The 23,939-nt window shown below is 41.6% G+C and carries 20 protein-coding genes, 1 pseudogene and 1 riboswitch; of the genes and pseudogenes, 14 read left to right on the top strand and 7 right to left on the bottom strand.

Going from position 1 to position 23,939, the window contains the following annotated elements; all coding sequences use genetic code 11:
* The first annotated feature begins 174 nt into the window (after positions 1–174).
* The gene (panP, locus tag HUS62_RS02590; protein ID WP_175078449.1) at positions 175–1,803 is read left to right on the top strand and encodes a pyridoxal-dependent aspartate 1-decarboxylase PanP; all 1,629 of its coding nucleotides are present in this window, start codon (positions 175–177) and stop codon (positions 1,801–1,803) included.
* Between the two features lie 27 nt (positions 1,804–1,830).
* On the opposite strand, the gene argE is transcribed toward panP, so the two are convergent.
* Positions 1,831–2,982, bottom strand: a complete 1,152-nt coding sequence (gene argE, locus HUS62_RS02585) for an acetylornithine deacetylase (protein WP_175078448.1) — start codon at positions 2,980–2,982, stop codon at positions 1,831–1,833.
* Between the two features lie 221 nt (positions 2,983–3,203).
* Between argE and argC the strand changes: the two genes are divergently transcribed.
* The 8 genes and pseudogenes from argC to HUS62_RS02540 all read left to right on the top strand — a co-directional run bounded on the left by argC (position 3,204) and on the right by HUS62_RS02540 (position 11,140).
* Entirely contained in the window at positions 3,204–4,214 is a 1,011-nt protein-coding gene (gene argC / locus HUS62_RS02580; protein ID WP_175078447.1) for an N-acetyl-gamma-glutamyl-phosphate reductase, read from the top strand.
* A complete protein-coding gene (gene argB / locus HUS62_RS02575; RefSeq protein WP_054560942.1) occupies positions 4,214–4,975 on the top strand; it encodes an acetylglutamate kinase in 762 nt (253 codons plus the stop codon). Before argC ends, argB begins: the two co-directional genes overlap by 1 nt.
* Before the next feature lie 7 nt (positions 4,976–4,982).
* Positions 4,983–5,903: an ornithine carbamoyltransferase gene (locus HUS62_RS02570; protein WP_054560941.1), complete on the top strand. Its 921-nt coding sequence runs from the start codon at positions 4,983–4,985 to the stop codon at positions 5,901–5,903.
* A gap of 9 nt (positions 5,904–5,912) precedes the next feature.
* The gene (locus HUS62_RS02565) at positions 5,913–7,115 is read left to right on the top strand and encodes an argininosuccinate synthase (RefSeq protein ID WP_054551091.1); all 1,203 of its coding nucleotides are present in this window, start codon (positions 5,913–5,915) and stop codon (positions 7,113–7,115) included.
* Between the two features lie 52 nt (positions 7,116–7,167).
* Positions 7,168–9,032 (top strand): annotated as a pseudogene (argH, locus tag HUS62_RS02560) (argininosuccinate lyase).
* Positions 9,033–9,282: 250 nt separating this feature from the next.
* Entirely contained in the window at positions 9,283–9,489 is a 207-nt protein-coding gene (locus HUS62_RS02550; RefSeq protein ID WP_175078446.1) for a hypothetical protein, read from the top strand.
* A gap of 69 nt (positions 9,490–9,558) precedes the next feature.
* A complete protein-coding gene (locus tag HUS62_RS02545) occupies positions 9,559–10,023 on the top strand; it encodes a hypothetical protein (protein WP_258536704.1) in 465 nt (154 codons plus the stop codon).
* 589 nt (positions 10,024–10,612) lie between these two features.
* Complete coding sequence (locus HUS62_RS02540) at positions 10,613–11,140, top strand: hypothetical protein (protein WP_175078444.1); 528 nt, start codon at positions 10,613–10,615, stop codon at positions 11,138–11,140.
* A gap of 10 nt (positions 11,141–11,150) precedes the next feature.
* On the opposite strand, the gene HUS62_RS02535 is transcribed toward HUS62_RS02540, so the two are convergent.
* Both HUS62_RS02535 and coaD read right to left on the bottom strand, forming a co-directional pair.
* Positions 11,151–12,527, bottom strand: coding sequence for a capsule assembly Wzi family protein (locus HUS62_RS02535; RefSeq protein ID WP_175078443.1), 1,377 nt, complete (start codon positions 12,525–12,527; stop codon positions 11,151–11,153).
* Positions 12,524–13,006: a pantetheine-phosphate adenylyltransferase gene (coaD, locus tag HUS62_RS02530; RefSeq protein WP_058585805.1), complete on the bottom strand. Its 483-nt coding sequence runs from the start codon at positions 13,004–13,006 to the stop codon at positions 12,524–12,526. Before coaD ends, HUS62_RS02535 begins: the two co-directional genes overlap by 4 nt.
* 217 nt (positions 13,007–13,223) lie before the next feature.
* On the opposite strand from coaD, the gene HUS62_RS02525 reads away from it, so the two are divergent.
* Together HUS62_RS02525 and thiI are read left to right on the top strand one after the other, a co-directional pair.
* A complete protein-coding gene (locus HUS62_RS02525) occupies positions 13,224–13,877 on the top strand; it encodes a TetR/AcrR family transcriptional regulator (RefSeq protein WP_063529113.1) in 654 nt (217 codons plus the stop codon).
* 108 nt (positions 13,878–13,985) lie between these two features.
* The gene (thiI, locus tag HUS62_RS02520) at positions 13,986–15,443 is read left to right on the top strand and encodes a tRNA uracil 4-sulfurtransferase ThiI (protein ID WP_175078442.1); all 1,458 of its coding nucleotides are present in this window, start codon (positions 13,986–13,988) and stop codon (positions 15,441–15,443) included.
* Positions 15,444–15,607: 164 nt separating this feature from the next.
* Here thiI and HUS62_RS02515 read toward each other — a convergent pair whose 3' ends face one another.
* A complete protein-coding gene (locus HUS62_RS02515; RefSeq protein WP_175078441.1) occupies positions 15,608–16,501 on the bottom strand; it encodes a ketopantoate reductase family protein in 894 nt (297 codons plus the stop codon).
* Positions 16,494–16,844 carry a VanZ family protein gene (locus HUS62_RS02510; RefSeq protein ID WP_055021578.1) on the bottom strand — a complete coding sequence of 117 codons (351 nt, stop codon included), beginning with the start codon at positions 16,842–16,844 and terminating at the stop codon, positions 16,494–16,496. The genes HUS62_RS02515 and HUS62_RS02510 overlap by 8 nt, the downstream gene beginning before the upstream one ends.
* Positions 16,845–17,001: 157 nt before the next feature.
* Between HUS62_RS02510 and HUS62_RS02505 the strand changes: the two genes are divergently transcribed.
* The 3 genes from HUS62_RS02505 (at position 17,002) to HUS62_RS02495 (ending at position 20,074) form a co-directional block, all read left to right on the top strand.
* The gene (locus HUS62_RS02505; RefSeq protein ID WP_054551104.1) at positions 17,002–17,484 is read left to right on the top strand and encodes a YajQ family cyclic di-GMP-binding protein; all 483 of its coding nucleotides are present in this window, start codon (positions 17,002–17,004) and stop codon (positions 17,482–17,484) included.
* Positions 17,485–17,627: 143 nt separating this feature from the next.
* Positions 17,628–17,867 carry a hypothetical protein gene (locus HUS62_RS02500; RefSeq protein ID WP_054551105.1) on the top strand — a complete coding sequence of 80 codons (240 nt, stop codon included), beginning with the start codon at positions 17,628–17,630 and terminating at the stop codon, positions 17,865–17,867.
* A gap of 165 nt (positions 17,868–18,032) precedes the next feature.
* A riboswitch (cobalamin riboswitch) is annotated at positions 18,033–18,187 on the top strand.
* A gap of 33 nt (positions 18,188–18,220) precedes the next feature.
* Complete coding sequence (locus HUS62_RS02495) at positions 18,221–20,074, top strand: TonB-dependent receptor domain-containing protein (protein WP_175078440.1); 1,854 nt, start codon at positions 18,221–18,223, stop codon at positions 20,072–20,074.
* 148 nt (positions 20,075–20,222) lie between these two features.
* Here the strand turns inward: HUS62_RS02495 and msrA are convergent, their stop codons facing one another.
* Positions 20,223–20,756, bottom strand: a complete 534-nt coding sequence (gene msrA, locus HUS62_RS02490; protein WP_175078439.1) for a peptide-methionine (S)-S-oxide reductase MsrA — start codon at positions 20,754–20,756, stop codon at positions 20,223–20,225.
* 84 nt (positions 20,757–20,840) lie between these two features.
* Positions 20,841–23,939, bottom strand: coding sequence for an efflux RND transporter permease subunit (locus HUS62_RS02485; RefSeq protein ID WP_175078438.1), 3,099 nt, complete (start codon positions 23,937–23,939; stop codon positions 20,841–20,843).

The raw sequence follows: 23,939 nt of genomic DNA, 5'->3' as shown, positions 1-23,939 counted from the left end.
CTCATTAACTGATCACTTTTTTGTCATCGAAATTAGCGCTTTTTTGCTTTAAACGAGACATTTTCGTGATATTCCAGTAAAGTTAGCCAATTTCGTAGAAACAGTGCCGCAAAACTGCTTACCTAGATGTCCCATCATCGGGTGCATTTTTAGCTGCTAATTATGGGTATTAGGATGGATCAAAAGCGTTGTGCCGTCGCCTCTAAAGAAAGCTTGATTCGTATTTTTACGGTGCCAGAAGCACCAGACTCGACATTAAGTAAAATCGAATCTGAAATTTCTAGCAACTTAGCAGGGTTCTTAAATGAGAACATAGCTGCTATCGAAAAGCCTTTGCACGAAATCGAAAAAGACTTTCAAACGGCTACTATTCCAGAAGAGCCGACCTTTGTATCTGACTATGCTCAAGACATTATGGAGCAATTAGTTGCTCATTCTGTTCATACCGCTGCGCCGAGCTTTATTGGCCATATGACCTCAGCATTACCGCATTTTGTGTTACCGCTGTCTAAGTTAATGGTCGGTCTTAACCAAAACCTAGTAAAAATTGAAACTTCAAAGGCATTTACGCCTCTAGAAAGACAAGTTTTGGGTATGATGCATCACCTTGCTTATGGTGAAGACGACAGTTTTTATAGTAAATGGATGCACAGTGCGAAAACGTCATTAGGCGCATTTTGTTCAGGTGGCACTGTTGCTAACATTACTGCACTATGGATTGCCCGCAACCGTTTATTAAAAGCGGATGGTGACTATAAAGGTATTGCTGCGCAGGGTTTAATCTCTGGAATGCTGCATTATGGTTATAAAGGCTTAGCTGTGCTTGTTTCTGAGCGAGGCCATTACTCATTAGGCAAAACCGTTGATTTACTGGGTATTGGTCGCGATAACATTGTCGCAATTGCAACCGGCGAAAATAATAAAGTCGATGTTGATGCAATGCGTAAAAAGGCTCATGAGCTTGAAGCCTCTGGCATTAAGGTAATGGCACTCGTGGGTGTTGCTGGGACGACTGAAACAGGTAGCATAGATCCACTAAATGAAATGGCTGATTTGAGCAAAGAACTTGGCTGTCATTTTCATGTCGATGCTGCATGGGGGGGGGCAACCTTACTATCTTCAAATTATCGCCACCTTTTAAGCGGTATCGAACGCGCTGATTCAATAACCATTGATGCACACAAACAAATGTATGTACCAATGGGGGCTGGTCTGGTGTTATTTAAAGACCCAGCTGCGACGGATGCTATTGAGCATCATGCGGAATATATTCTTCGTAAAGGCTCAAAAGATTTAGGCAGTCATACCCTTGAGGGCAGCCGCCCTGGTATGGCAATGTTAGTGCATGCTTGCTTACGTGTTATTGGCCGTAAAGGCTACGAGATGCTAATTGATCGCAGTATCGTGAAAGCCCGCACTTTTGCCGACATGATCAAGCAGGATGAAGACTTTGAGTTAATCTCAGAGCCTGAGCTTTGCTTATTAACCTATCGTTACGTACCAAAAGAAATTCAAGCGAAGCTTAAAGATGCTGACGAAGAAACGAAATTAGATATTTACGCTTCGTTGAATCGCTTTACTGCAAGCATGCAAAAACGTCAGCGTGAAGCGGGTCGTTCTTTTGTATCGCGTACTCGTTTAACTCCTGCAAAATATGACCATCAACCCACCGTGGTATTTCGCGTTGTACTAGCCAACCCGTTAACCTCTAAAGCAATTCTAAAAGATATTTTAGCGGAGCAAAAAGAGCTGGCGAAAACTGATCCGGTATTTAAAAAGTACTTGAGTAAGTATATGGATTAGAAAAGGGAGCGTGATGCTCCCTTTTTATTATTCACTAAAGCAGCTTGCTTTAATCATGTTACTGATAATCGCTTGCGAAGGTTTAATTCTTTCCATCGCCAAAAACTCATCTGGCTGGTGGGCTTGGTTAATTGAGCCGGGCCCCATGACGATGGTTTCACAGCCAAGCTGTTGAATAAAAGGGGCTTCTGTACAATAGTTTACAGCGACAGCTGGTTGACCTGAGACTTTTTCGGCCAGCTTTACAAGTGCTGTATCAGTGCTACCACTAAATGCTGGGATAGGTTCATGCATGTCGATAACACTCACTGCATTTGGGTATTGGGCATTAATTTCTTCAGCTGCAGTTAGCAAAATCGCTTGTAGTTCTTGCACACTTAAACCAGGTAAAGGCCGCATATCAATGTGCATTTCACAGCAGCCACAAATGCGGTTGGCATTATCGCCACCATGGATATGGCCAAGGTTCAAAGTAGGGTACGGAATTTCAAAGTGCTCAACTGAATATTTATTCTTTAATTCTTCTTTGATGATTAACAATTTTGTAATCATTTTATGCATGACTTCGATGGCGTTTAAACCACGTTCAGGATCAGAGCTATGGCCTGAGCGACCAATTACTCGGATCGCTGTACTCATATGGCCTTTATGAGTAAATACTGGTGTCATATCAGTTGGCTCACCAATAATACAGCGCGCTGGTTTTAAGTCTGGATGGCGGCAAATTTGTTGTGCTCCCGCCATCGTGGTTTCTTCGTCGGCTGTGGCTAGAATTAATAGTGGCTCTGTTTGTTTAGTTTCATCGAGCTCACTAATTGCTTGCAATACAAAGGCAAAAAAGCCCTTCATATCAATACTACCTAAACCATAAAGTTTATTGTCATGCTCGCTGAGTTTAAACGGATCGTAATTCCAGCGGCTATCATCAAATGGCACTGTGTCAGTATGACCTGCAAGCATTAAACCGCCATCTCCTTTACCACGTTTCGCTAATAAGTTGTAACGGCCTTTACCGTTTTCCAGCTCTGTGATTTCACATGTAAAACCAAGGCTTTCGCACCAGTCTGCGAGCAAGGTAATAACCCCTTTATTGCTCATGCACAAAGAATCTTCAATCGCACTAATTGAAGGGGCAGCAATTAGCTGCTGATACATAGATATAAAAGAGGGTAGCGACATAAAAAAATCCAAAAATAATTATTCAATCTAATTGCATAACAATATAAAAGTATTTATGATGAATATCAATTCACTTTTTAAGCATAAATATTAGTAAAGCTGTACGATGAACACGAAACGACGATAACCTGATTTCATTACTTTAGACAGTGTTTTTATTCGCAATTGAGCGAGTAATTTTAGGCGTATCGATAAACAGATTTAATAGGTAAAAGTAAGCAATGAATGTAGTGATTATTGGCGCAAGTGGTTATAGCGGCGCAGAGCTAGCAAGTTTAGTTGCTAAGCATCCAAAACTGACCCTACAAGCATGTTATGTGTCTGAAGGGAGTTTAGATAAAGGTAAGTTATTAAGCGATTTATACCCTGAGCACCTTGGATTGTTAGAGTACCCACTACAACCTCTAACTTCTGAATCGTACAAAGATATCGAAAGCAATGCTGACTATGTATGCCTGTGTACAGATCACAAGGTCAGTGTTGATCTTGCTCCGCAATTTTTAGCCATGGGTAAAAAAGTATTCGACCTATCTGGTGGTTTCCGTTTAGCTGGGAATGAGGATTACCTGACTTATTACGGTTTCGCACATGAACATCCTGAGCTTTTAGAGCAAGCAGCATATGGTTTAGCTGAATGGAATAGCGATGCGATTAGTAAAGCAAACCTTGTTGCTGTAGCGGGTTGTTACCCTACAGCAGCACTTAATTCTTTAAAACCACTTAAAGAAGCGGGTTTATTAGCTGATCAAGCCATTATTGTTAATGCGGTGTCAGGTGTTACAGGCGCTGGTAGAAAAGCCAGTGTTAATACCCACTTTTGCGAAGTGTCACTTGCTCCCTATGGCTTGTTTAACCACAGACACACACCTGAGATTGAGCAGCACCTTGGTCACCCTGTGCTATTCACGCCACATTTAGGTAATTTTCCTCGTGGAATTTTAGAAACTATTTATGTGCAATTAAAACCAGGCGTAACTGCAGAGCAAGTGAATGCGGCTTATCAAGTATTAGCAAACGAGCCGTTAATTCGCTTACTTGGCAATAAAATTCCAAGCATTAAAGGCGTGGCTAAGCAACCATTTGTTGATATTGCATGGCAACAAAAAGGTGAGCAACTCATCGTTATGTCAGCGATTGATAACCTCCTAAAAGGCGCAGCTGGGCAAGCATTACAATGCATTAATTTAGCCATGGGTGAACCTCACTATACTGGCTTAGTAGGAGCGCTGTAATGAAAACTTGGATCATTAAAGTCGGTGGTGCTGTGTTAAATAGCGCAGATGCCGCAAAAGCGCTTTTTGATGTTTTAGCTTCTGAGCAACAAGATAACTTTGTCATTGTTCATGGTGGTGGTGCCTTGGTGGATGCTTGGTTAAAAGACGCAGGTTTTGTAACTGCAAAACATCAAGGTTTACGTATTAGCCCAAATGAGCAAATGCCTTATATTGTTGGTGCCCTTGCAGGTTGTGCCAATAAACAATTAATGAGCCAAGCAATCAGCGCTGGTCACAAACCTGTGGGTTTAAGCCTTTATGAAGCGGGTGTACTGGTATCTGAAAAACTTAAAGTGTTGGCGCAAGTAGGCCAGTGTTCAGGTAGTTGTGACAGCGTGCTACCTAGCATGCTTGAACAAGGTCGTTTACCCCTAGTGAGCTCTATTGGCTTTGGAGAAGATGGCCAATGGTACAACGTCAATGCAGATGAAGCTGCAGCGGCTATCGCTAAAGAGCTTAATGCAGAACTTATTTTTATGACAGACGTAGAAGCTGTGCTTGATGCCAATAAGCAGCCTCTACATCAACTTAATACGCAGCAAATCGAAACACTTATCCTTGAAGGAGTTATTCAGGGCGGGATGGAGGTCAAAGTAAAGACCAGCCTTCTTGCTGCCCAACATTTACGACGTGGTGTGTATATCTCAAGCTGGCTGAAGCCAGAGAACTTAGTCGCTTTATTAAAAGGCGAACATGTAGGAACGAAAATTACACCATAGGTATTTCATGTTAAAGAATTTCTTAAATGGTCTTGAATTAGACCAAAAAGGCGCACTTAAATTACTTAACTTAGCGCAAAAAATTAAAGCAAACCCAACAGACTTCAGCCAAGCATTAGCGGGCAAATCAGTGGTTACATTGTTCGAAAAGCCAAGTTTACGTACTCGTTTATCATTTGATATTGGTATTAATAAACTAGGTGGTCACGCAGTTTATTTAGATTCACAAAATGGTGCTATGGGCGCTCGTGAATCAGTTAAAGACTTTGCTCTTAATATCTCAACTTGGGCAGATGGCATTGTTGCTCGCGTGAATGCACACAAAACACTGACCACACTTGCTGAATATTCATCGGTGCCTGTTGTTAACAGCTTATGTGACTTATATCACCCGTGCCAAGCGCTTGCTGACTTTTTAACGCTGCAAGAAGTCCATGGCGATGTTAGCAAACTAAAGCTTGCTTACTTAGGTGAAGGTAACAACGTCACACACTCTCTAATGTTATTAGCAGCCACTTTAGGTACTGATTTTGTTGCAGTTTGTCCTAAAGGCAGTTCGCCAGATTCGCAAATTCTTAAGCAAGCAGAGCAAATTGCAGCAATGAATGGTGCGTCTGTTATGGTGAGTGACAGAATTGAGGCGGCAGTTGGCGCAAATGCAGTCTATGCTGATACCTGGGTTTCAATGGGTGATAAAACACCGCTTGAGCAGGTTAAAGCTAAATATATGCCATATCAGCTTAACCAAGCCCTACTAGAGAAAACCGGTGCGCAAACTGTACTGCATTGTCAGCCAGCGCATCGTGAGTTTGAAATTACCTCTGAGGTAATGGATGGCCCAGCATCAAAAATTATACAACAAGCAGAGAATCGTATGCATGCGCAAAATGCTCTACTTGTCACATTATTAAATCCAAATTTTGTTTAAGGAACACCAATGAGTTCAATTAAAAAAGTCGTATTAGCCTATTCTGGTGGTCTTGATACATCGGCAATCGTGCCATGGTTAAAAGAAAACTACGGCTGTGAAGTAATCGCGTTTGTTGCTGATGTTGGCCAAGGCGCAGAAGAGCTTGAAGGCGTTGAAGAAAAAGCCATAGCTTCAGGTGCGTCGGAATGTCATATCGTTGACTTAAAAGACGAAATGGTCAGTGACTATATTTACCCAACTTTAAAAACGGGTTCTATTTACGAAGGCACTTATTTATTAGGTACGTCTATGGCGCGTCCAATCATTGCTAAAGCGCAGGTTGAAATTGCCCGTAAAGTAGGTGCTGATGCGCTTTCGCATGGTTGTACTGGTAAAGGTAACGACCAGGTGCGTTTTGAGTCATGTTTCGCAGCCCTTGCACCTGATCTAAAAGTGATTGCACCGTGGCGTGAGTGGGACTTATCAAGCCGTGAATCATTACTTGATTACTTAGCTGAGCGTAATATTCCGTGTTCTGCATCAGCAACAAAAATTTATAGCCGTGATGCTAATGCTTGGCACATTTCTCACGAAGGTGGTGAGCTTGAAGATCCATGGTGCCAACCAAGTGATCAAGTATGGACTTGGACTAACTCGCCAGAGCAAGCGCCAAATGAAGCAGAATATGTAACATTAAACGTTGTTGAAGGTGAAGTAGTTGCTGTTAATGGTGAATCACTAAAACCATATGACTGCTTAGTTAAATTAAATGACATTGCTGCGCCGCATGGTGTGGGTCGTGTTGATATCGTAGAAAACCGCTTGGTGGGTATGAAGTCGCGTGGCTGTTATGAAACACCAGGGGGCACAGTGATCATGGCTGCTCTTCAAGCGATTGACGAGCTAGTACTAGATAAATCAAGCCGTAAATGGAAAGAAGTACTTGGTGGCGAGTTCTCTCACTTAGTCTATGACGGTCGTTGGTTTACGCCATTAAAAGACTCGATTCTTGCAGGTGCTGAATCACTGTCTAAGTTAGCAACGGGTGAAGTAGTGCTTAAGCTTTATAAAGGCCAAGTCACGGCGGTACAGAAAAAATCACCGAATAGCTTATACAGCGAAGATTTCGCAACCTTCGGCGAAGATGATGTATATGACCAATCACATGCAGAAGGCTTCATTCGTTTATTCTCGCTATCTAGCAGAATCTCAGCACTAACGAAAAAGTAATTTAATTATTGCCCTGCATTGCAGGGCAATAGCCGAATTTGGAGACAGTTCAATGGCACTATGGGGCGGACGTTTTTCTACGGGTCCAGATGAAGCGTTTAAACAATTCAACGATTCACTTCCTTTTGATTATCAACTTGCAGAGCAAGACATTATTGGTTCAGTTGCTTGGGCTGGGGCGTTAAAACAAGTCAACGTTCTAAACCAGCAAGAATACGATGACCTCGTTGCAGCACTTAATAAGCTGTTAGATGAAGTTAAAGCGAACCCACAAGCAGTGGCTGTAGCAGGACATGAAGATATTCATTCTTATGTTGAATCAGCACTGATTGATAAAGTGGGTGACCTTGCTAAAAAGTTACACACCGGTCGTAGCCGTAATGACCAAGTAGCAACAGATTTCCGTTTATGGTGTCGTGATACAGCTGAGCATATTCTTGAAGCAATCGCAGAGCTGAAAGGTGAGTTTATTGCCTTAGCTGAGCGTGAGCTTGGCACTATTTTACCGGGTTACACACACTTACAGCGCGCACAACCTGTGTTATTTAGTCATTGGTGTATGGCCTATGTTGAAATGCTTGAGCGTGATGAAAGCCGCTTAACCGATGCCAAAAATCGTATGAATTATTGCCCACTTGGTAGCGGTGCATTAGCCGGGACTGCGTACCCAATTGATAGGCAAACTCTTGCCGAAGGGTTAGGTTTTACCGGTGCCACACGCAATAGCCTTGATGCTGTATCAGATCGTGATTTTGTAGTTGAGCTATTAAGCTGCGCATCGATTTCGATGATCCACTTGTCGCGCATGGCTGAAGATTTAATTTTCTATAACTCGGGTGAAGCGGGCTTTATTGAGCTTTCTGATGGGGTAACATCAGGCTCTTCACTAATGCCGCAAAAGAAAAACCCAGATGCACTAGAGTTAATTCGTGGTAAAACAGGCCGTGTTTTTGGCGCATTCAGTGCCATGATGATGACACTTAAAGCGCTACCACTCGCTTACAATAAAGATATGCAAGAGGACAAAGAGGGCTTATTTGATGCGATGCCAACTTGGCTGGCATGTATTCATATGGCGCAAGCGTGTATCAAAGGTATTAAAGTTAATGCAGATAAAACATTAGCTGCTGCAAAAGGCGGCCACTCAAATGCGACTGAACTTGCTGACTATTTAGTGGCTAAAGGTATTCCATTTAGAGAAGGTCACCACATTGTTGGTACGCTTGTGCAAATGGCTATTGCACAAGGGAATAACTTAGAAGATTTAAGTTTAGAGCAATTTAAGTCAGTGCATAGCATTTTCGAATCAGATGTATATCCTGTATTAGAAATAGACGCCTGTATTAAAGCAAGACAAGCTCTGGGTGGCACCTCACTTGAGCAAGTAACAAGTGCCATCAAATACGCAAAAAAAAACAGCAAATAGCGGTACGTGACGCAACCTTAAATGATGTTGAGTCCATCGCTAAGCTTATTCAGCATTGGGCTACTGTAGGTGAAAACCTACCACGAGCTAAAAGCGACATGATTCACTCAATTAATGAGTTTGCTGTCACTGAAGTTGAAAACCAAGTTGCAGGCTGTGCCTCGCTGTATATTTACGACACTGGTCTTGCTGAAATTCGCTCGCTCGGGGTGGACCCCGAATCACGAATTGCCGGGCAGGGGCGTCAACTTGTTGAACATTTGCTAAAAAAAGCCAAAAGCTTGGCGCTTAGTCGGGTAATTGTCCTGACAAGAGTGCCAGAGTTTTTTGCAAGCCAAGGTTTCAGCTTTTGTAGCAAAGACAGTTTGCCAGAAAAAGTGATCAAAGATTGTGAGCTTTGCCTTCGCAAAGAGAACTGCGATGAAGTGGCAATGGAATATATTTTAAAGCCAAGTAATAGCGCGGTGATCCCGTGTAAACACGTGGCTTAAATTCCCTGGATGAGAAAAACGCACGGTTACCCCTGTGCGTTTTTTATGCCTGAAATTTAGATTTGCTGACTTTTATGATCAAAAAGATCAAAATTTATAAAAGTTGGATCGTTAATTGCTTTTATTATCAGCGCGGTGGCAACGTCGCGATGAAGTATAAAAAAGCGTCAAAAAAATGAGAACGCTTAACTCAGCTTGCAAGCTATTGTAAGCTGTACTTAAAAAACAATTAACTTAAAGGAATTAACTTATGCAAATTTCAAACAATAGCCAATTGCAAATGCAAGCATACAGCCAAATGCAACAAACAAAGCCTGCTTTGGAACAAACTACTAGTAATAAAACCCTGCAATCTGATACAGTAACTTTATCAAGTGAAGCGCTGGCTTTATCTGGTGGTGCTGAAATCCAACGCGGTGGCGGTGCAATGCTCCCGCCTAGTAAGAAAGAGCAATAGGTACTGAATGTCTTTTATTGAGCAACTAGGTTTTTTTCCCTATCTGCAATGAGTGCATGGGGATTTTTAATGGCATTTTTTTTTAATATTTTTGTTTATTGTATAGATGAAAATAAAAGAAAAACCACGTTGCTCATAAGCTCATTCATAATGATGTTCTCCTACTTAGCTGGAGATTACTTTTTTAATTGGATAACTTACACCGCTACCACTTTTCTAGATTGGGCACTGTATGATCTAGCAACACTTACATTTTTGGCTATTTCTTTCTATTTTGTAAGACGCACTACGCCTTCATTTATCTATCTCATTGCTGGCTTGATCATCAATACAATCTTGTTCCTTTCTGTTTATGTAGACGTTGAAGTCTACCAGAACACAACTCATTGGATTTTATGGGATGTATATTCGATTGGGGTTAATATTGTTGATTTTACAATGATCATTGCTCTAATTGTTGATCGTGACTTCCTACTATTGAACAAACTAAAAAGCCTTGTATTGTCTTCTGCAAATAACCATAAGTTAGCTTAATATTAAAAGCCATGTATATAAGTGATGTTGTTGGAAGTTTGATAGGATCCTTCATTGAATGGGGGTTCTTGATGGTTTTTCTTTTTAGTTTAGTGACCCACATTAATAAACCTGATAAACGCTTGGTTATCTTGGCGTTTATAATGATGATTTCATACTTTCTAAGTGGTATTTTTAACTTATCTATCTATAGCTATCTAAACTGGTTTTATTTCGACCTGCTAACCATAACAACAATTTTAGCGTGGACTTACTATGCAAAAATAGGCGGTTTTAATGCGATCTACTACATAGTCTTGGGATTGTTTTTAAACGCAATTTTGATGATTTGCATATTTATAGATATTGTAGTTACCGAAAACAGAACACCTTGGGCACTCTGGAGTATCTATTCGTTTGGAGTAAATACCATTGATATAATGATGCTCATTGCATTGATTACAAATCGCGACTTTTTACTATTTCATAAATTTTGCAGTTATATGAAATATAAAATTAGACCGTCATTTTTAGATAAATCAGAGCACCTTACTAACGCTTAATGAAACTCGCCCTATTTTAAGAGTATCTGAATTTTAAGACTTACTTCATGCTTAAACTAATCCAAGACAATTTTGGAGTATACCTCGCAGCATTTATTATGTGGGGTTTCTTGATGTCGTTTCTTTATAACATGGTAAAGAAATCATCTGCCCCGAATGGTGACAAAACAGTGATGTGGATTTCACTTGCACTGTTTATCTCCTATATGATGAGCGACCCATTACTTAACGTGGCGCTTGGCTATGATATGTTAGACTCAAGCTTTGCTTATGTAATTTGGGCGCTATCTGATTTAACAATACTACTCATTGTGTGGTTAATTGCACGTAAGCGAAATCTTGAGCAGGTTCCGGCAAAACTTTATATATACACAGGGCTTATAGTTAACTCATCACTGTTTTTAGGTATGTATATCGATATTAACTACGCCTATACAGGAAGCTGGTGGTTTTGGGATGTCTACAGTATCACTGTGAACCTGATGGATATCATGATGCTCATCGCACTTTTCAGTAATAAAGACTTTTTAGGACTTGTGAAGCTGTACAGGAAAGGTCAAGCTGAACCTGCTTGACCTCAATTAGTTAAAAGCGGTATTCCCAACTGGTTCTAAGGGCTGTATTTGTTTCTGACTCATCACCTATTTCATCTTTTGAAATAAGCCCTGTCACTTTCCACAGGCCGTTAAACACAGATTGCTGATAACCGAGTTCTAACTGCAGCTGACTCATATCTGATGCGAGCTCAGCGTGTGTGGTTTCGCTTTCAATCCAACGAAGCTTAGCATGGCCACCATAACCATTTAGAGTGTGGTAATAGGCGCCAAGGATAGCAGATTTACTTTGTTGCGGTGTTGAGCTGCCAATTAAGCGCGAGCGTTGTGTATAGCTACCAGAGCCATATACGCAATCGCTAATTTGCTCACAAGTTTGCTCTGTATTTGAGTATTCAAAGTAACTTTTTAATAGGCTCTCTTTCGAGCCAAAATAGCTTTCAACACCCAGTGTATAAAATGGCTCGCTCGGTGCTAAGCCACTTTCATTTCGACCCATTACCTCAGCATAAAAAGCAATAGGTTTCGCCGCTAAAGTGGTTGAGTACTTAACATCTAAACTAGTTAAACGGTGTGTTGACTCATTGCTTTCGAGTGTAACTGGGTCAATTTCTAGGTTAGTCAAATAATCAGAGCCTGTACTGTTAATTGCTATTTCGAGGCCTGTTAATGGGGTGCTTGCAAATCGGAGCGCCCAAAAGTCACCGTCATCTGAGCTATTTAGATATGGCTTTTGTTTGGCGTAAATACCCGTTAACTGCCAGTTACCAATAAATGACAACCAACTTGGGCCTACATATTGTGTATTTGCTCTGGTAAAGCGCACGCCCTTCATTGGCGACGCATTATTTGATAGTAGTAGGGCGTTATCGTTACTTGGCCCCCACCAATGGCTAACTTGCTCTGCACTGATTGACCAATTACCCAGGAGTACGGCTAAATAGCTATCTTGGTAAGTAACATGCTGCTTATCAAGGGCGTCATCGGCGTAATTTACACTGACTTTAGCGCTAACACGTTTCCCTGTGATTGAACCATAACTATTTACACCGCTTTCTTGCTGGTGGCGTTTACCAAACCCTTGCTGAGTGAGTGGTTCGCTGTTGTAGTTTAGGCGAATACCAGAGCTGGTTCTTTGTTTAGCATTATCAAGGGCATGCTTAACATGCTGATAAGCAAATAAGCTTCGCTCATCTAGTTGGCTGGTATTGGCAACGTCTAGGTCGCGTGCGATACCTTGCCACATTAATGGGTAGCTATTAATAGGCTGTTTAATAATGCCTTGGTTAAATAGCATTTCTATTGAAGCGCGAAGTAACGGGTCGTCACTTTCTATCCATGGTCCTGCAACAGTTGGCGCAGAGATCATTAGTAATGCAGTTAAGCTAATGAACTTTTTTAATTTCATCCGTGAATTTTATCCTGTAAGGCTTTGGCTACAATAGGGTCAACAAACTCGCTCACATCGCCATTGTGGCGTGCGACTTCTTTGACGAGAGTTGATGAAATAAATGAGTTTTTTTCTGCCGGTGTTAAAAATACACTTTCTAGATCAGGGTTTAGGCGACGATTCATATTCGCTAACTGAAATTCATAGTCGAAGTCAGACACCGCACGAATACCACGAATAAGCACTTCGGCATTATGGTCGCGAGCTAAATCAGCTAATAAGCCTGAAAAACCAATTACATTCACGTTATCAAGATGCGCCAAAATTTTATTAGCAAGCTCAACGCGCTCATCAAGGGTAAAGCAGGGCTGTTTACTTGGATTATGCGCAATGGCAACAATCACTTTATCGAACATTTTTGCCGCGCGATGAATTAAGTCTGTATGGCCATTTGTAAGTGGGTCGAAAGTGCCCGGATAGATTGCAGTAACGTTCATAACTATCAGCGATTTATAAATTTGCCTGCTATATTAACAGTGTTTTCTCGACGATGCAGCTTAGAAAATACGCGTATCGGATTAGGAACCTTCACCTATATAAGGTACTAAGCCGATTGAGGTTAATATTTTTCAAGGTAGTATTTAATTGTCGCGCATTTGTTTATACTGCTCGGCTGGGGACCGTAATAATCATAAAAAACAGAGTAAATAGTCTATGAGCACAAAGGACAAAATCATACACACCAGCATCGAGTTATTTAATCGCCATGGTGAGCGTGCCATAACAACCAATCATATTGCTTCGCATATGGGGATAAGCCCAGGTAACTTGTATTATCACTTTAAAAATAAAGAAGATATTATTCGCCACATATTTGCTTTGTATAGCGACCATTTACATACTCACTTTAAGCCATTGGCTCCTGACGATGATGCACTAGAAAACCTAGCCGGTTATCTAGATTCACTGTTTGAATTAATGTGGCGTTTTCAGTTTTTCTACGACAACTTAGGCGATATTTTATCTCGTGATGAAGAGCTGAAAAAAGGCTACATTGCGTTTCAAGCTGAGCTTTTAGAGCAAGTCAAAGATGTGCTGTTTGCATTACGTGAAGGTGGTGTTATTTGCATTGAAGACGAAGATGTTACAGAACTTGCGCATATGCTTAAAATGACCGTAAGTTTCTGGACGCCTTACATCAAAGCTCGCCGCTTAAGTGGTGAACTTGCCAGAGCTGATATTTACAATGGTATTTTAAAAGTATTACTACTATTAAAAGCTCATTGCACTGAGCAACACCTAGAGCAAGTTAACCAATTAAGAGCTAAGTATTTAGCCCTTGCTGAAACAGAGCAAAGCGAACAATAATCCCGCAAAGCAGTTTATTTCCTAGACGCTATAATTTTTGTTATAATCGCGCGCCCTTGAGGTTGCTATACCTTAGGGCGTGTGAAATCCACAGTCTAAGAGTGAACTATGCTTAAATTTATCGTCAAATTACACCCTGAAATCGCGATCAAGAGTAAATCTGTTCGTAAGCGTTTTACCAAGTTATTAGAAAATAACATTAAGATCGTTTTGCGTCGTGTTGACGAAAAAGTTCAGGTAAGAAACAACTGGGATAATATCTCTGTTGTTAGCTTGCTAGAATCTGAGCAAGTTCGCTTAGATATTATCGATGGCTTAAAACGCATTCCAGGTATCGTACAGTTTATTGAAGTAACAGAAACAGACTTCGACTCAATTGACGATATTTACCAAAAAGCACTTGAACTAATCGGCCATACGATTGCGGGCAAAACCTTCTGTGTGCGTTGTAAACGTTCTGGTAAGCATGATTTCACATCGAGCGATGTAGAGCGCTACGTAGGTGGTGGTTTAAACCAGCATGTTGAAGGTGCGCGCGTTAAATTATCTCACCCTGAAGTGACTGTTCGCTTAGAAGTACGTGATGATAAAGCATACATTGTTACTCAAACTCACATAGGTATGGCGGGCTTCCCGCTGCCAACACAAGAAGATGTATTGTCGCTTATGTCGGGTGGCTTCGACTCTGGTGTTGCCAGCTATCAAATGATCCGTAAAGGTGCGCGTACTCACTTCTTGTTCTTTAACTTAGGTGGTGCTGCGCACGAAATCGGTGTTAAGCAGGCGAGTTATTATATCTGGAAACAGTTCAGCTCTACTCATAAAGTGAAGTTTGTTACTGTTGATTTTGAGCCTGTTGTTGCTGAGATTTTAGAGAACGTTGAAAACAGCCAAATGGGTGTTGTGCTTAAGCGCATGATGATGCGTGCCGGTAGTCAAGTTGCAGAAAAACTAGGTGTACAAGCACTAGTAACTGGCGAAAGTATTGGCCAGGTATCAAGCCAAACATTGGCTAATTTGAGTGTGATTGACCGTGTGACGGAAACTTTAATCATTCGCCCGTTAATCCAACACGACAAGCAAGATATAATCAATATTGCGCGCCAAATCGGCACGGCTGAGATGGCAGAAAGCATGCCTGAATACTGTGGCGTAATTTCTAAAAAGCCAACGGTTAAAGCGAAAATCAAAACTATTCTTGCCGAAGAAGCTAAGTTTGACTTCGACGTGCTAAATACAGTTGTTGAAAATGCGCGTGTGATGGATATTCGCGATATTGATACCGAAGCAAAAGAAGAAGTGAAAGAAGCTGAGTCTGTATCTGACTTACCTAAAGGGGCGGTTGTTGTTGATATTCGCTCACCTGAAGAGGAAGACGCAAACCCATTAGAGCTTGAAGGTATTGAAGTTGTACATTTACCTTTCTTCCGCTTAGCGACTAAATTTGGTGACTTACCAAAAGATAAAGAATATTACTTATATTGTGCTAAAGGTGTGATGAGCCAGCTACAAGCGCTGATCTTGCACGAAGAAGGCTTTAGCAACGTAAAAGTGTATCGCCCGTAAGGGATGCTAACAAAAGCGCGACATGTTCGCGCTTTTTTGATGCCTGAAATAATTACGAGAAACTTTACTCTTTCTCCTTTCCCCTTGTAGCTTTCTCCTTTCCCCTTGTAGCTTTACTCTTTCCCCTTGAAACTTTCCTCTTTCCCCTAGTAACTAGCAGCTAATTAACTTTTTATTTTTACCATGCTCAGCATGGCCTGATTATAGGGAGTTTTTACCCCTAACTTAGCGCCTTGCTCGCACACATAACCACAAATTGCATCAATTTCAGATTCTCGATTATGGCTGATGTCTTGCTGCATAGAAGAAAAGTTTTCAGCGGTGGCTGTCATCACAGAGTAGGCTTGATCCAGCGCCTCGCTGAGTTTTACTTTAACTCCTTGTTTATTGGCGACTAGGCACGCTTCACTAAGTAAATTGATTATGCGCGTGCTAAATTGCGGTGCACGTAACTGGCCATTTTTTACGTTATGAATCGCTGTTAACGGGTTAATAGCAATATTCACTAACAGTTTTTGCCATCGCAATGAGTGAATATCATCGCTTACTGAAAAGTGTGGTAAGTAACTAAACTGCTGCTTAAGTTCACCGAGGTTTTCGCTTGCAGCTGCATTACATGCACCTAACACGCTTTCGCCATTACCTGTATGGCTAACACTATAAGGCGTTGTTTTAAAACCAGCTAAACGCGTTGTTAAAAACGCTAACCCTTGCGTTTTTAAAAGCAGGGCATTGAGCTCATCGACATTCCCCATGCCGTTGTGAGAAAGAACGATTTGGCATGTTTTACTGAGGTAAGGTTTTACTTGTCCAAAGGCAGTTTGCACCTGAAATGCTTTAACTGTGATTAACACCAAGTCAAAGGGGGCGGATTGACTTAGCTCTTTGTGGTGAATAAGGCGAGCTTTAATTGGGTTTGATTTACCATTACTCGCTTGATAAAAACGTGTGGTCAGGGTCGGTTTACGGGTCAGCAATGTAATGTCATGTTGTGCAGATAAAAAATGGCTAAACAACAAGCCAATTGCACCGTCGCCAACAATTAAAATGTTAGCCATTACGTTGTTTACTACCTAAATGAAACCCAAGTTTTATGATAAAGTAGCTAACTGCACCGATAAAATCAGCGACAAAATCCCCAACCGAAGCTTGACGGTAAGGCAGCATATCTTGCATAAACTCTATGGCTGCACCATATCCGGCTAACAGTAAAATTTGCACCATAAGTGGCAATTTAAAGGCTTTGTCCATCACCATGGCCAGTACAAAGAAAATACCAAAATGCGCCACTTTATCTACGTGTGGAAAGAGGTTGCTCACCCCTTTAATTTCTTTGGCAAATAAAATTGTAAAGCCAATAATGCTGGCTAAAAAGATAACTTGGTAAACACGCCTTGTCACAATAAACCCTAAAAATGCCGAAATTGAATGGCCAGTATATCAAACAATTTTTGCATCGCACCTGAACAAGTTGGATAAAAATAGAAAGAATCTATAAATAAGCGTTATAATTGCCAACCATAAATGAATTTATAAAAGACTATGTTAGGAGAACCCCATGCCTTCATTTGATATTGTTTCTGAAGTAGAAATGAACGAAGCGCAGAATGCAGTAGATAATGCAAAGCGTGAACTAGAGACGCGTTTTGATTTTCGTGGTGTTGATGCATCAATCGAACTAAGTGACAAAGTAATTAAGTTAAAAGCAGAAGCACCACAACAAGTTATGCAACTTTTTGACATTCTTGCTGCGAAAATTTCAAAGCGTGGCTTAGATGTATCTAGCCTTGAGCTAAAAGATGAGTCGCGTAGCGGTAAATACGTAATGCGTGACGTTGCTCTTAAGCAAGGTATCGAAAAAGACGTAGCGAAGAAAATCGTTAAGTTAATCAAAGACTCAAAGATCAAAGTACAAGCTGCTATTCAAGGTGAAGAATTACGTGTAACTGGTAAAAAGCGTGATGATTTACAAGAAGCAATGCAAGTTGTTCGTACTGCTGATTTAGGTCAACCATTCCAGTTCAAAAACTTCCGCGATTAATACTCTATGTTTTTAGCTTTAAGCTGTAAGTTTTAAGCTATAAGCCCACAAGTTTCTGAACTTTACAAGGAGCGTATTTTGAGACAAATATTAGGTTACAGAGAAAAAGATATCTTCTAGCTATTTTCAGCTAGAGGATATTTATGTCAGTAAAAAACAAAGCAATAGATCGTAATAAACACGGTAAAATAAACAGAAAATACACAGGCCCACACAGTACTTATTTTTACCAACAAACACCAAGTTGGTGGGTGAAAATGACGATGACCAAGCCAAGAAGACGTTTAAATAAAGCTCTTTGTAAGCTTGTGCTGAATGGTGCTGACCCAGAAGGAATTGTTTTTCCGTTAGGAAACTCGAAACCTCATGAGTATTTCTGGTAATCATTGTTTTATAAAAGCCAATCAGCCATGCTGATTGGCTTTTTTACTTTCGGCTTACAGCTTAAAGCTTAAAACTTCATTTTAGCAGTATAGCCGTCCATTGACTTTCTTCCCCAAAATCATCACAATAACGGCCTATTTTCGAGGTGCTTGCTGTATCTTCAGATACGTTTTATTTCAAAGGGTGAAATAGTCGCAAGATAATCGGGAAGTCGGTGCGTTTTCAGGGAGAAAACAATGCCAACACTGCCCCCGCAACGGTAATGTATATGCCATGCATTTACAGAGTCCGGAGACCGGCCTTGAAGTAACTTACTATTCGCGTGTGCGGTGGGCACAGGCTAGGGGATATCATGCTAAATAAATCTGCGTTAGGCGTAGCGGTTGCTGCTGCGTTGTCTTTTTCTGTATCTGCTGACGAGCAATCGATCGAGCATATCACAGTTACTGCCAATAAATTCGAACAATCAATTAATGATGTATTAGCCAGCGTTTCTGTCATTGACCGTGCTGATATTGAAGCAAGCTATGTTCGTGACTTACCAAGCTTACTGGCCACTCAAGCGGGCTTTCAAATTAATGCCAATGGTGGTTTTGGGCAAAGCTCAGGTGTTTCATTACGTGGTGCAAGTTCTCGTCATACACTTATTTTAATTGATGGTGTACGTACCGGCTCTGCAACACTTGGCTATAAAAGTATTAGCAATATTCCTTTAAACAGTATTGAGCGTGTTGAAGTAATTAAAGGCTCACGTGCTGCTGTATATGGTTCTGATGCGCTAGCAGGTGTGATTAATATCATTACCCGTAAAGCACAAAACACGACCCTAGATGTTACTTTTGGCTCAGACTCTTACCAAGAGTACCAAGTAGCGACAGGTGGTCAGTTTGCGGGTGTTGATGTGGCCGTTAATGCCGGTTATGAAAAAACAGATGGATTTGATGTTCTGCAAGGCTTAGCGTCAGATGAAGACGGCTACGAGAACAAAAACCTTGGCTTTAATCTAGGTTATCAAAATGAGCAGTTAGGTGAGTTTTTAGCGCAAGCACAATACTCAGAAGGCGAAGCAAAATACGATAGCGCTTATAGCCCTACAGACAGCACTGTAGAAAAAGGCGAGTTCGAAAATTACCAAGCTTCACTAGGTTGGAAAAAAGCTTTCGAAAAACACAGCCATGCCATTGATATTGCAATATCAAGTGATAGTTCAGATGACTCACGTATTGATTACACAGGCGCAACGGTGGTCGATAAGTTTGAAACTGAGCGTGAGCAAATTGATTACAATGGCCAATACTTTTTCAATCAAGCGCTGACTCTTAGTGGTGGTTTGAATTGGTATAAAGATGAAGTGAACACTAACTCAGGTACTTACTTAAAAGACAGCCGTGAAGTATTCGCTGCGTTTGTTGGCGCTTATTATGACGACGAACAAGTACTGGCAAACCTAACCGTTCGCCAAGATGATGATCAGCAGTTTGGTGATGAAACAACTTACACCGCAGCTGTTGGCTATCACTTAAATGACATTGCTACATTCCGCGTAAGTCAAAGTACGGGTTTTAAATCTCCAACATTTAATGACCTATATTACCCAGGCTCAGGTAACCCAGAGTTAAACCCTGAAACATCAGATAACCAAGAGCTTGGCTTATCACTCAATGTGAATGATATCAGCCTTGATATTGCGATTTTCCGCAGCGAAATCGACAACAAAATCGCTTGGGCACCAAATGCATCAGGGCAGTGGCAGCCAACCAATATAAACGAAGCTCGCCACGAAGGTGTTGAATTTAGCTTTAAGAACCAAGTGTTTGGCTTTGATCACAGCTTTAACTTTACCTACCTTTCAGCGGAAGATACTGAGACAGGTCAGTCACTAACCTATGTGTCAAATCACAGTGTGAATTGGTCATTAAACAAAGCATGGGGTGATTTTGATGCCGGTATCGATATGCAATACCGTGGTGATCGTGATGGCAAGTTAACGCACTTACCTTCGTATACGTTATGGAATTTAGTAGGTCACTACCAAGCAACTGACAACTTAACTGTGTCACTACGTGTAGAAAACCTATTCGATAAAGAGTACAACGCCGTTGATGCCTATGGTACAGACCTAGATGGTGATTACATCAACGACGAATTTTATTACTACAACACGGCTGAGCGTCGCCTGTTTGTAGGTGCCCGCTATCAGTTCTAATAACCACTAAGGTCAGCTGAGTTGTTTACTTATAGCGAGTAATTGACATTAATTTGCCCGTTGATGTCATTAGTCTTAAGTTAAAACAAGCTCAGCGTTATTATTAGTTCTGCGTCTAAAAGCTCGCTACCTACTTAGCGGGCTTTTTTCATTTTAGTTTATCTGCGTAATACTGTTCGAACTTTGCAAGCTTAGGGGCAATCAGAATACTGCAATAACCTTGGTTTGGGTTTTCATTGTAATAGTCTTGATGGTACGGCTCTGCAGGGTAAAAGTTTGTAAGCGGGCTAAGCTCGGTGACAATCGGCTCACGAATTTGCTTTTGTAAAGCATCAATCATGGCTTGAGATTCTGCTTTTTGCTTTTCATCATGATAGTAAATAACACTTCGATACTGGGTGCCGACATCATTACCTTGGCGGTTTAACTGTGTGGCATCGTGTAAAGTAAAGAACATTTCAAGTAGGGTGTTATAGCTTACAATACTGCTATCAAAATCGAGCTGAACAACTTCAGCGTGACCCGTTAAGCCAGTACAAATTTGCTGATAACTTGGGTTTTCAATCTCACCGCCGGCATAGCCAGAGCTGACATTAAGCACGCCTTTTACACGTCTAAATGCAGCATCAATACACCAAAAGCAGCCGCCGCCAAAAGTGGCGATTTGTATATTGTTATCCATATTTCACTTCCTTACCGTTTTGCTGACTATAGCCGAAAAAACAAAACGCCGTAAAGACGGCGTTTTGTTAAAGCTCAAGCTTGTTTAAATTTCTTCTAACGGCTTGTCTTTTGCTTGTTGTTCTAACTTGCTCTGTAAGTACTCAGGCGACTGGGTATTTCGGGCAAGTGCGCTGTATGCTGCAGGTACTACGAACAAGGTAAGTAAGGTTGCAACAATAACACCTGTAAATACCACCACACCAATTACCATGCGACTTTCTGCACCTGGGCCACTTGCAAGAACTAGTGGTACCGAGCTCATCACTGTGGTTAGTGAGGTCATAATAATTGGGCGTAAACGTTGTGTCGCAGCTTGGCTAATCGCTTCGTTAAACTCAACGCCTTTATCGCGCAGCTGGTTTGCAAACTCAACAATCAAGATACCGTTTTTCGCACTTAAACCTATCAGCATTACGATACCAATTTGGCTGTAAATATTCAGAGTAAGCCCGGTGTACCACAAGCCAAATAACGCACCCACTAAACCAAGTGGTACAGTAAGCATGATCACAAATGGGTGAATAAAGCTTTCAAACTGGGCTGCAAGTACTAAGAAGGTCACAGTCAGTGCTAGTATGAATACATAGGTCATTGCCGATGCACCTTCATAGAACAGCTGCGATTCACCCTTGTAGTCGATTGCACCGTCGATGTCGTTTTCTTCCGCTGCCACTTGATTTAAAAAGTTAAGCGCTTCTTCTAGGGTATAACCATCTGCTAAGTTCGCACTTAAAGTAATTGCGCGCATACGGTTATAACGGTTTAAACGCGATGCAGTGGCTTCTTCTTTTAAGCTAATTAAGCTATCAAGCGGTACTAATTCGCCACTTCGTGATTTTAAATAGATATTTGAGATATCAGTCGGGTTAGCAAAGTCTTCTTTGGTGCCTTTTAAAATCACATCGTATTCTTCACCACGATCGATAAAGGTTGTTACGCGGCGTTGCCCTAACATGGTTTCGAGTGTGCGGCCCACATCCGATACAGAAACCCCTAAATCAGCGGCTTTGTTTTTATCAATGTTGATTAAAAACTGCGGGAATGTTTCTTTGTAATCGTGGTCAATTCTTACCAAGCCCGGGTTTTTCTCAGCACGTTTGATAATACGGTCTCGCCAATCGGCTAGCTGGTCGTAATCGTTACCTTGCAGCACAAATTCAATCGGGCGAGATGAACCACCGCCACCAATACCACGACGCATAATTGCAAACGCACGCACATCGGTCACTTCAGTCATTTTACCGCTGATTTCATCCATTACTTCCCAGGTCGAGCGCTTACGCTTATCCCAGTCGGCCATACCAATGATAGCAACACCACCTTGGCCGCCCCATCCAGGTACACGAACAAGCACTCGGCTCAATTCACCAGACTCAGAGTAAGGCATTAAACGTTCTTCAATTTTAGCCATGTTTGCAGCGTTATTTTCATAACTTGCGCCCTCTGGGCCACTCATCATGATAAAGAAAGTACCGCGGTCTTCTTTTGGAGTAAGCTCTGAAGGCACTTTTTGAAACAGCATAAAGCTGGCAACACCGGCCAAAATCATAGTCAGTAGTAAGCTCCACTTACGGCCCATATTTGAAGCCAGAGAGTTACGATAGGCGTTTTCGATTTTGTTAAAGGTTCTATCCATCCACTGGCTAAATTTACTCTCTTTTTCTGAAGCTTTTAATACTTTAGAACAAAGCGCCGGAGAAAGGGTTAATGCAGTAATACTCGAGAAGAACACCGCGGCACTTACTGCCATCGCAAATTCTGTGAATAGGGCACCAATACGGCCATCCATAAACACTAGCGGTACGAATACCGCAATCAATACGAGGGTAGTGGCAATAATCGCAAAGCCAACTTCACGGGCACCACGAAACGCAGCAAGCAGTGGTGGTTCACCTAGCTCTATACGGCGGTGAATATTCTCAAGCATTACAATCGCATCATCTACCACTAAACCGATAGCAAGCACGAGTGCCAGAAGAGTTAACAAGTTGATTGAGTAACCCATAGCCAGCAAGAACATAAAGCTGCCCACTAACGCCACTGGTACGGTTACAGCAGGCACTAGGGTCGCGCGGATATTGCCTAAAAATAGGTAAATAACTAAGACAACCAGCGCCATTGAAATCCCAAGGGTTCTATACACTTCATCAATAGACTCTTTGATGAAAATTGATGAGTCATAGCTGTCTTGAATGGTGGTGCCTTCTGGCAGGTTACGCTTAATTTTTTCAAGCTCTGCGCGGGCATTATCAACCACGGTTAGGGTATTGGCTTTGGCTTGTTTGACGATACCCAAACCTATCATATTACGGCCATTACCACGGAATAGGCTTTCGTCGTCAGCGGCTTCTAAGTGAACATCAGCCACTTCACCTAAACGTACTAAATAGCCATCATCGCCACGTTTGATCACTAGGTTCCTAAAGTCTTGCTGATCTTTATAACTACGCGCGGTACGTACTGTAAAATCACGGTCGATAGATTCGATTTCACCGGCAGGTAATTCAACGTTTTCAGTGCGTAAGGTGTTTTCAATATCGCTACTGGTAATACCGCGTGCTGCCATCGCTTTACGGTTTAACCAGATTTTCATTGCGTATTTACGCTCGCCACCAACGCGTACATTAGAGACACCATCAACAACCGCTAATCGGTCAACAATAAAGCGCTGTGCGTAATCAGATAACTGCAATGAATCCATAGTGGTACTGTTTAGTACGAACCAGGCAATTGGGCTTTCATCACTGTTTGATTTAGAGACCTCTGGTGGGCGAACTTGCTCTGGCAAGCTATCAAGGGCACGGGCTACACGTTCACGTACATCGTTTGATGCAGCATCAATATCGCGGCTGATATTAAACTCAATGGTTATATTTGAGCGGCCATTTCGGCTTGATGAGTTAATACTTTTAATGCCTTCGATACCCGAAATGCGGTTTTCGAGTACTTGGGTGATTTTAGTTTCAATGATCTCTGCGCTGGCACCAGTGTAATCGGTGCTAACGCTGACAATCGGTGTTTCAATATCTGGGTATTCACGCAGTGGTAGCATAGAAAAAGCCACCAAACCAAAGGTGAGTAACAACAGGTTTATTACGATCGCAAAGACCGGGCGTTTAACGCTAGTATCAGTAATTTTCAT

The sequence above is a fragment of the Pseudoalteromonas sp. 0303 genome (assembly GCF_013349995.1).
Lineage (GTDB): Bacteria > Pseudomonadota > Gammaproteobacteria > Enterobacterales > Alteromonadaceae > Pseudoalteromonas.
This window is presented reverse-complemented; position numbering and strand designations above follow the sequence as displayed.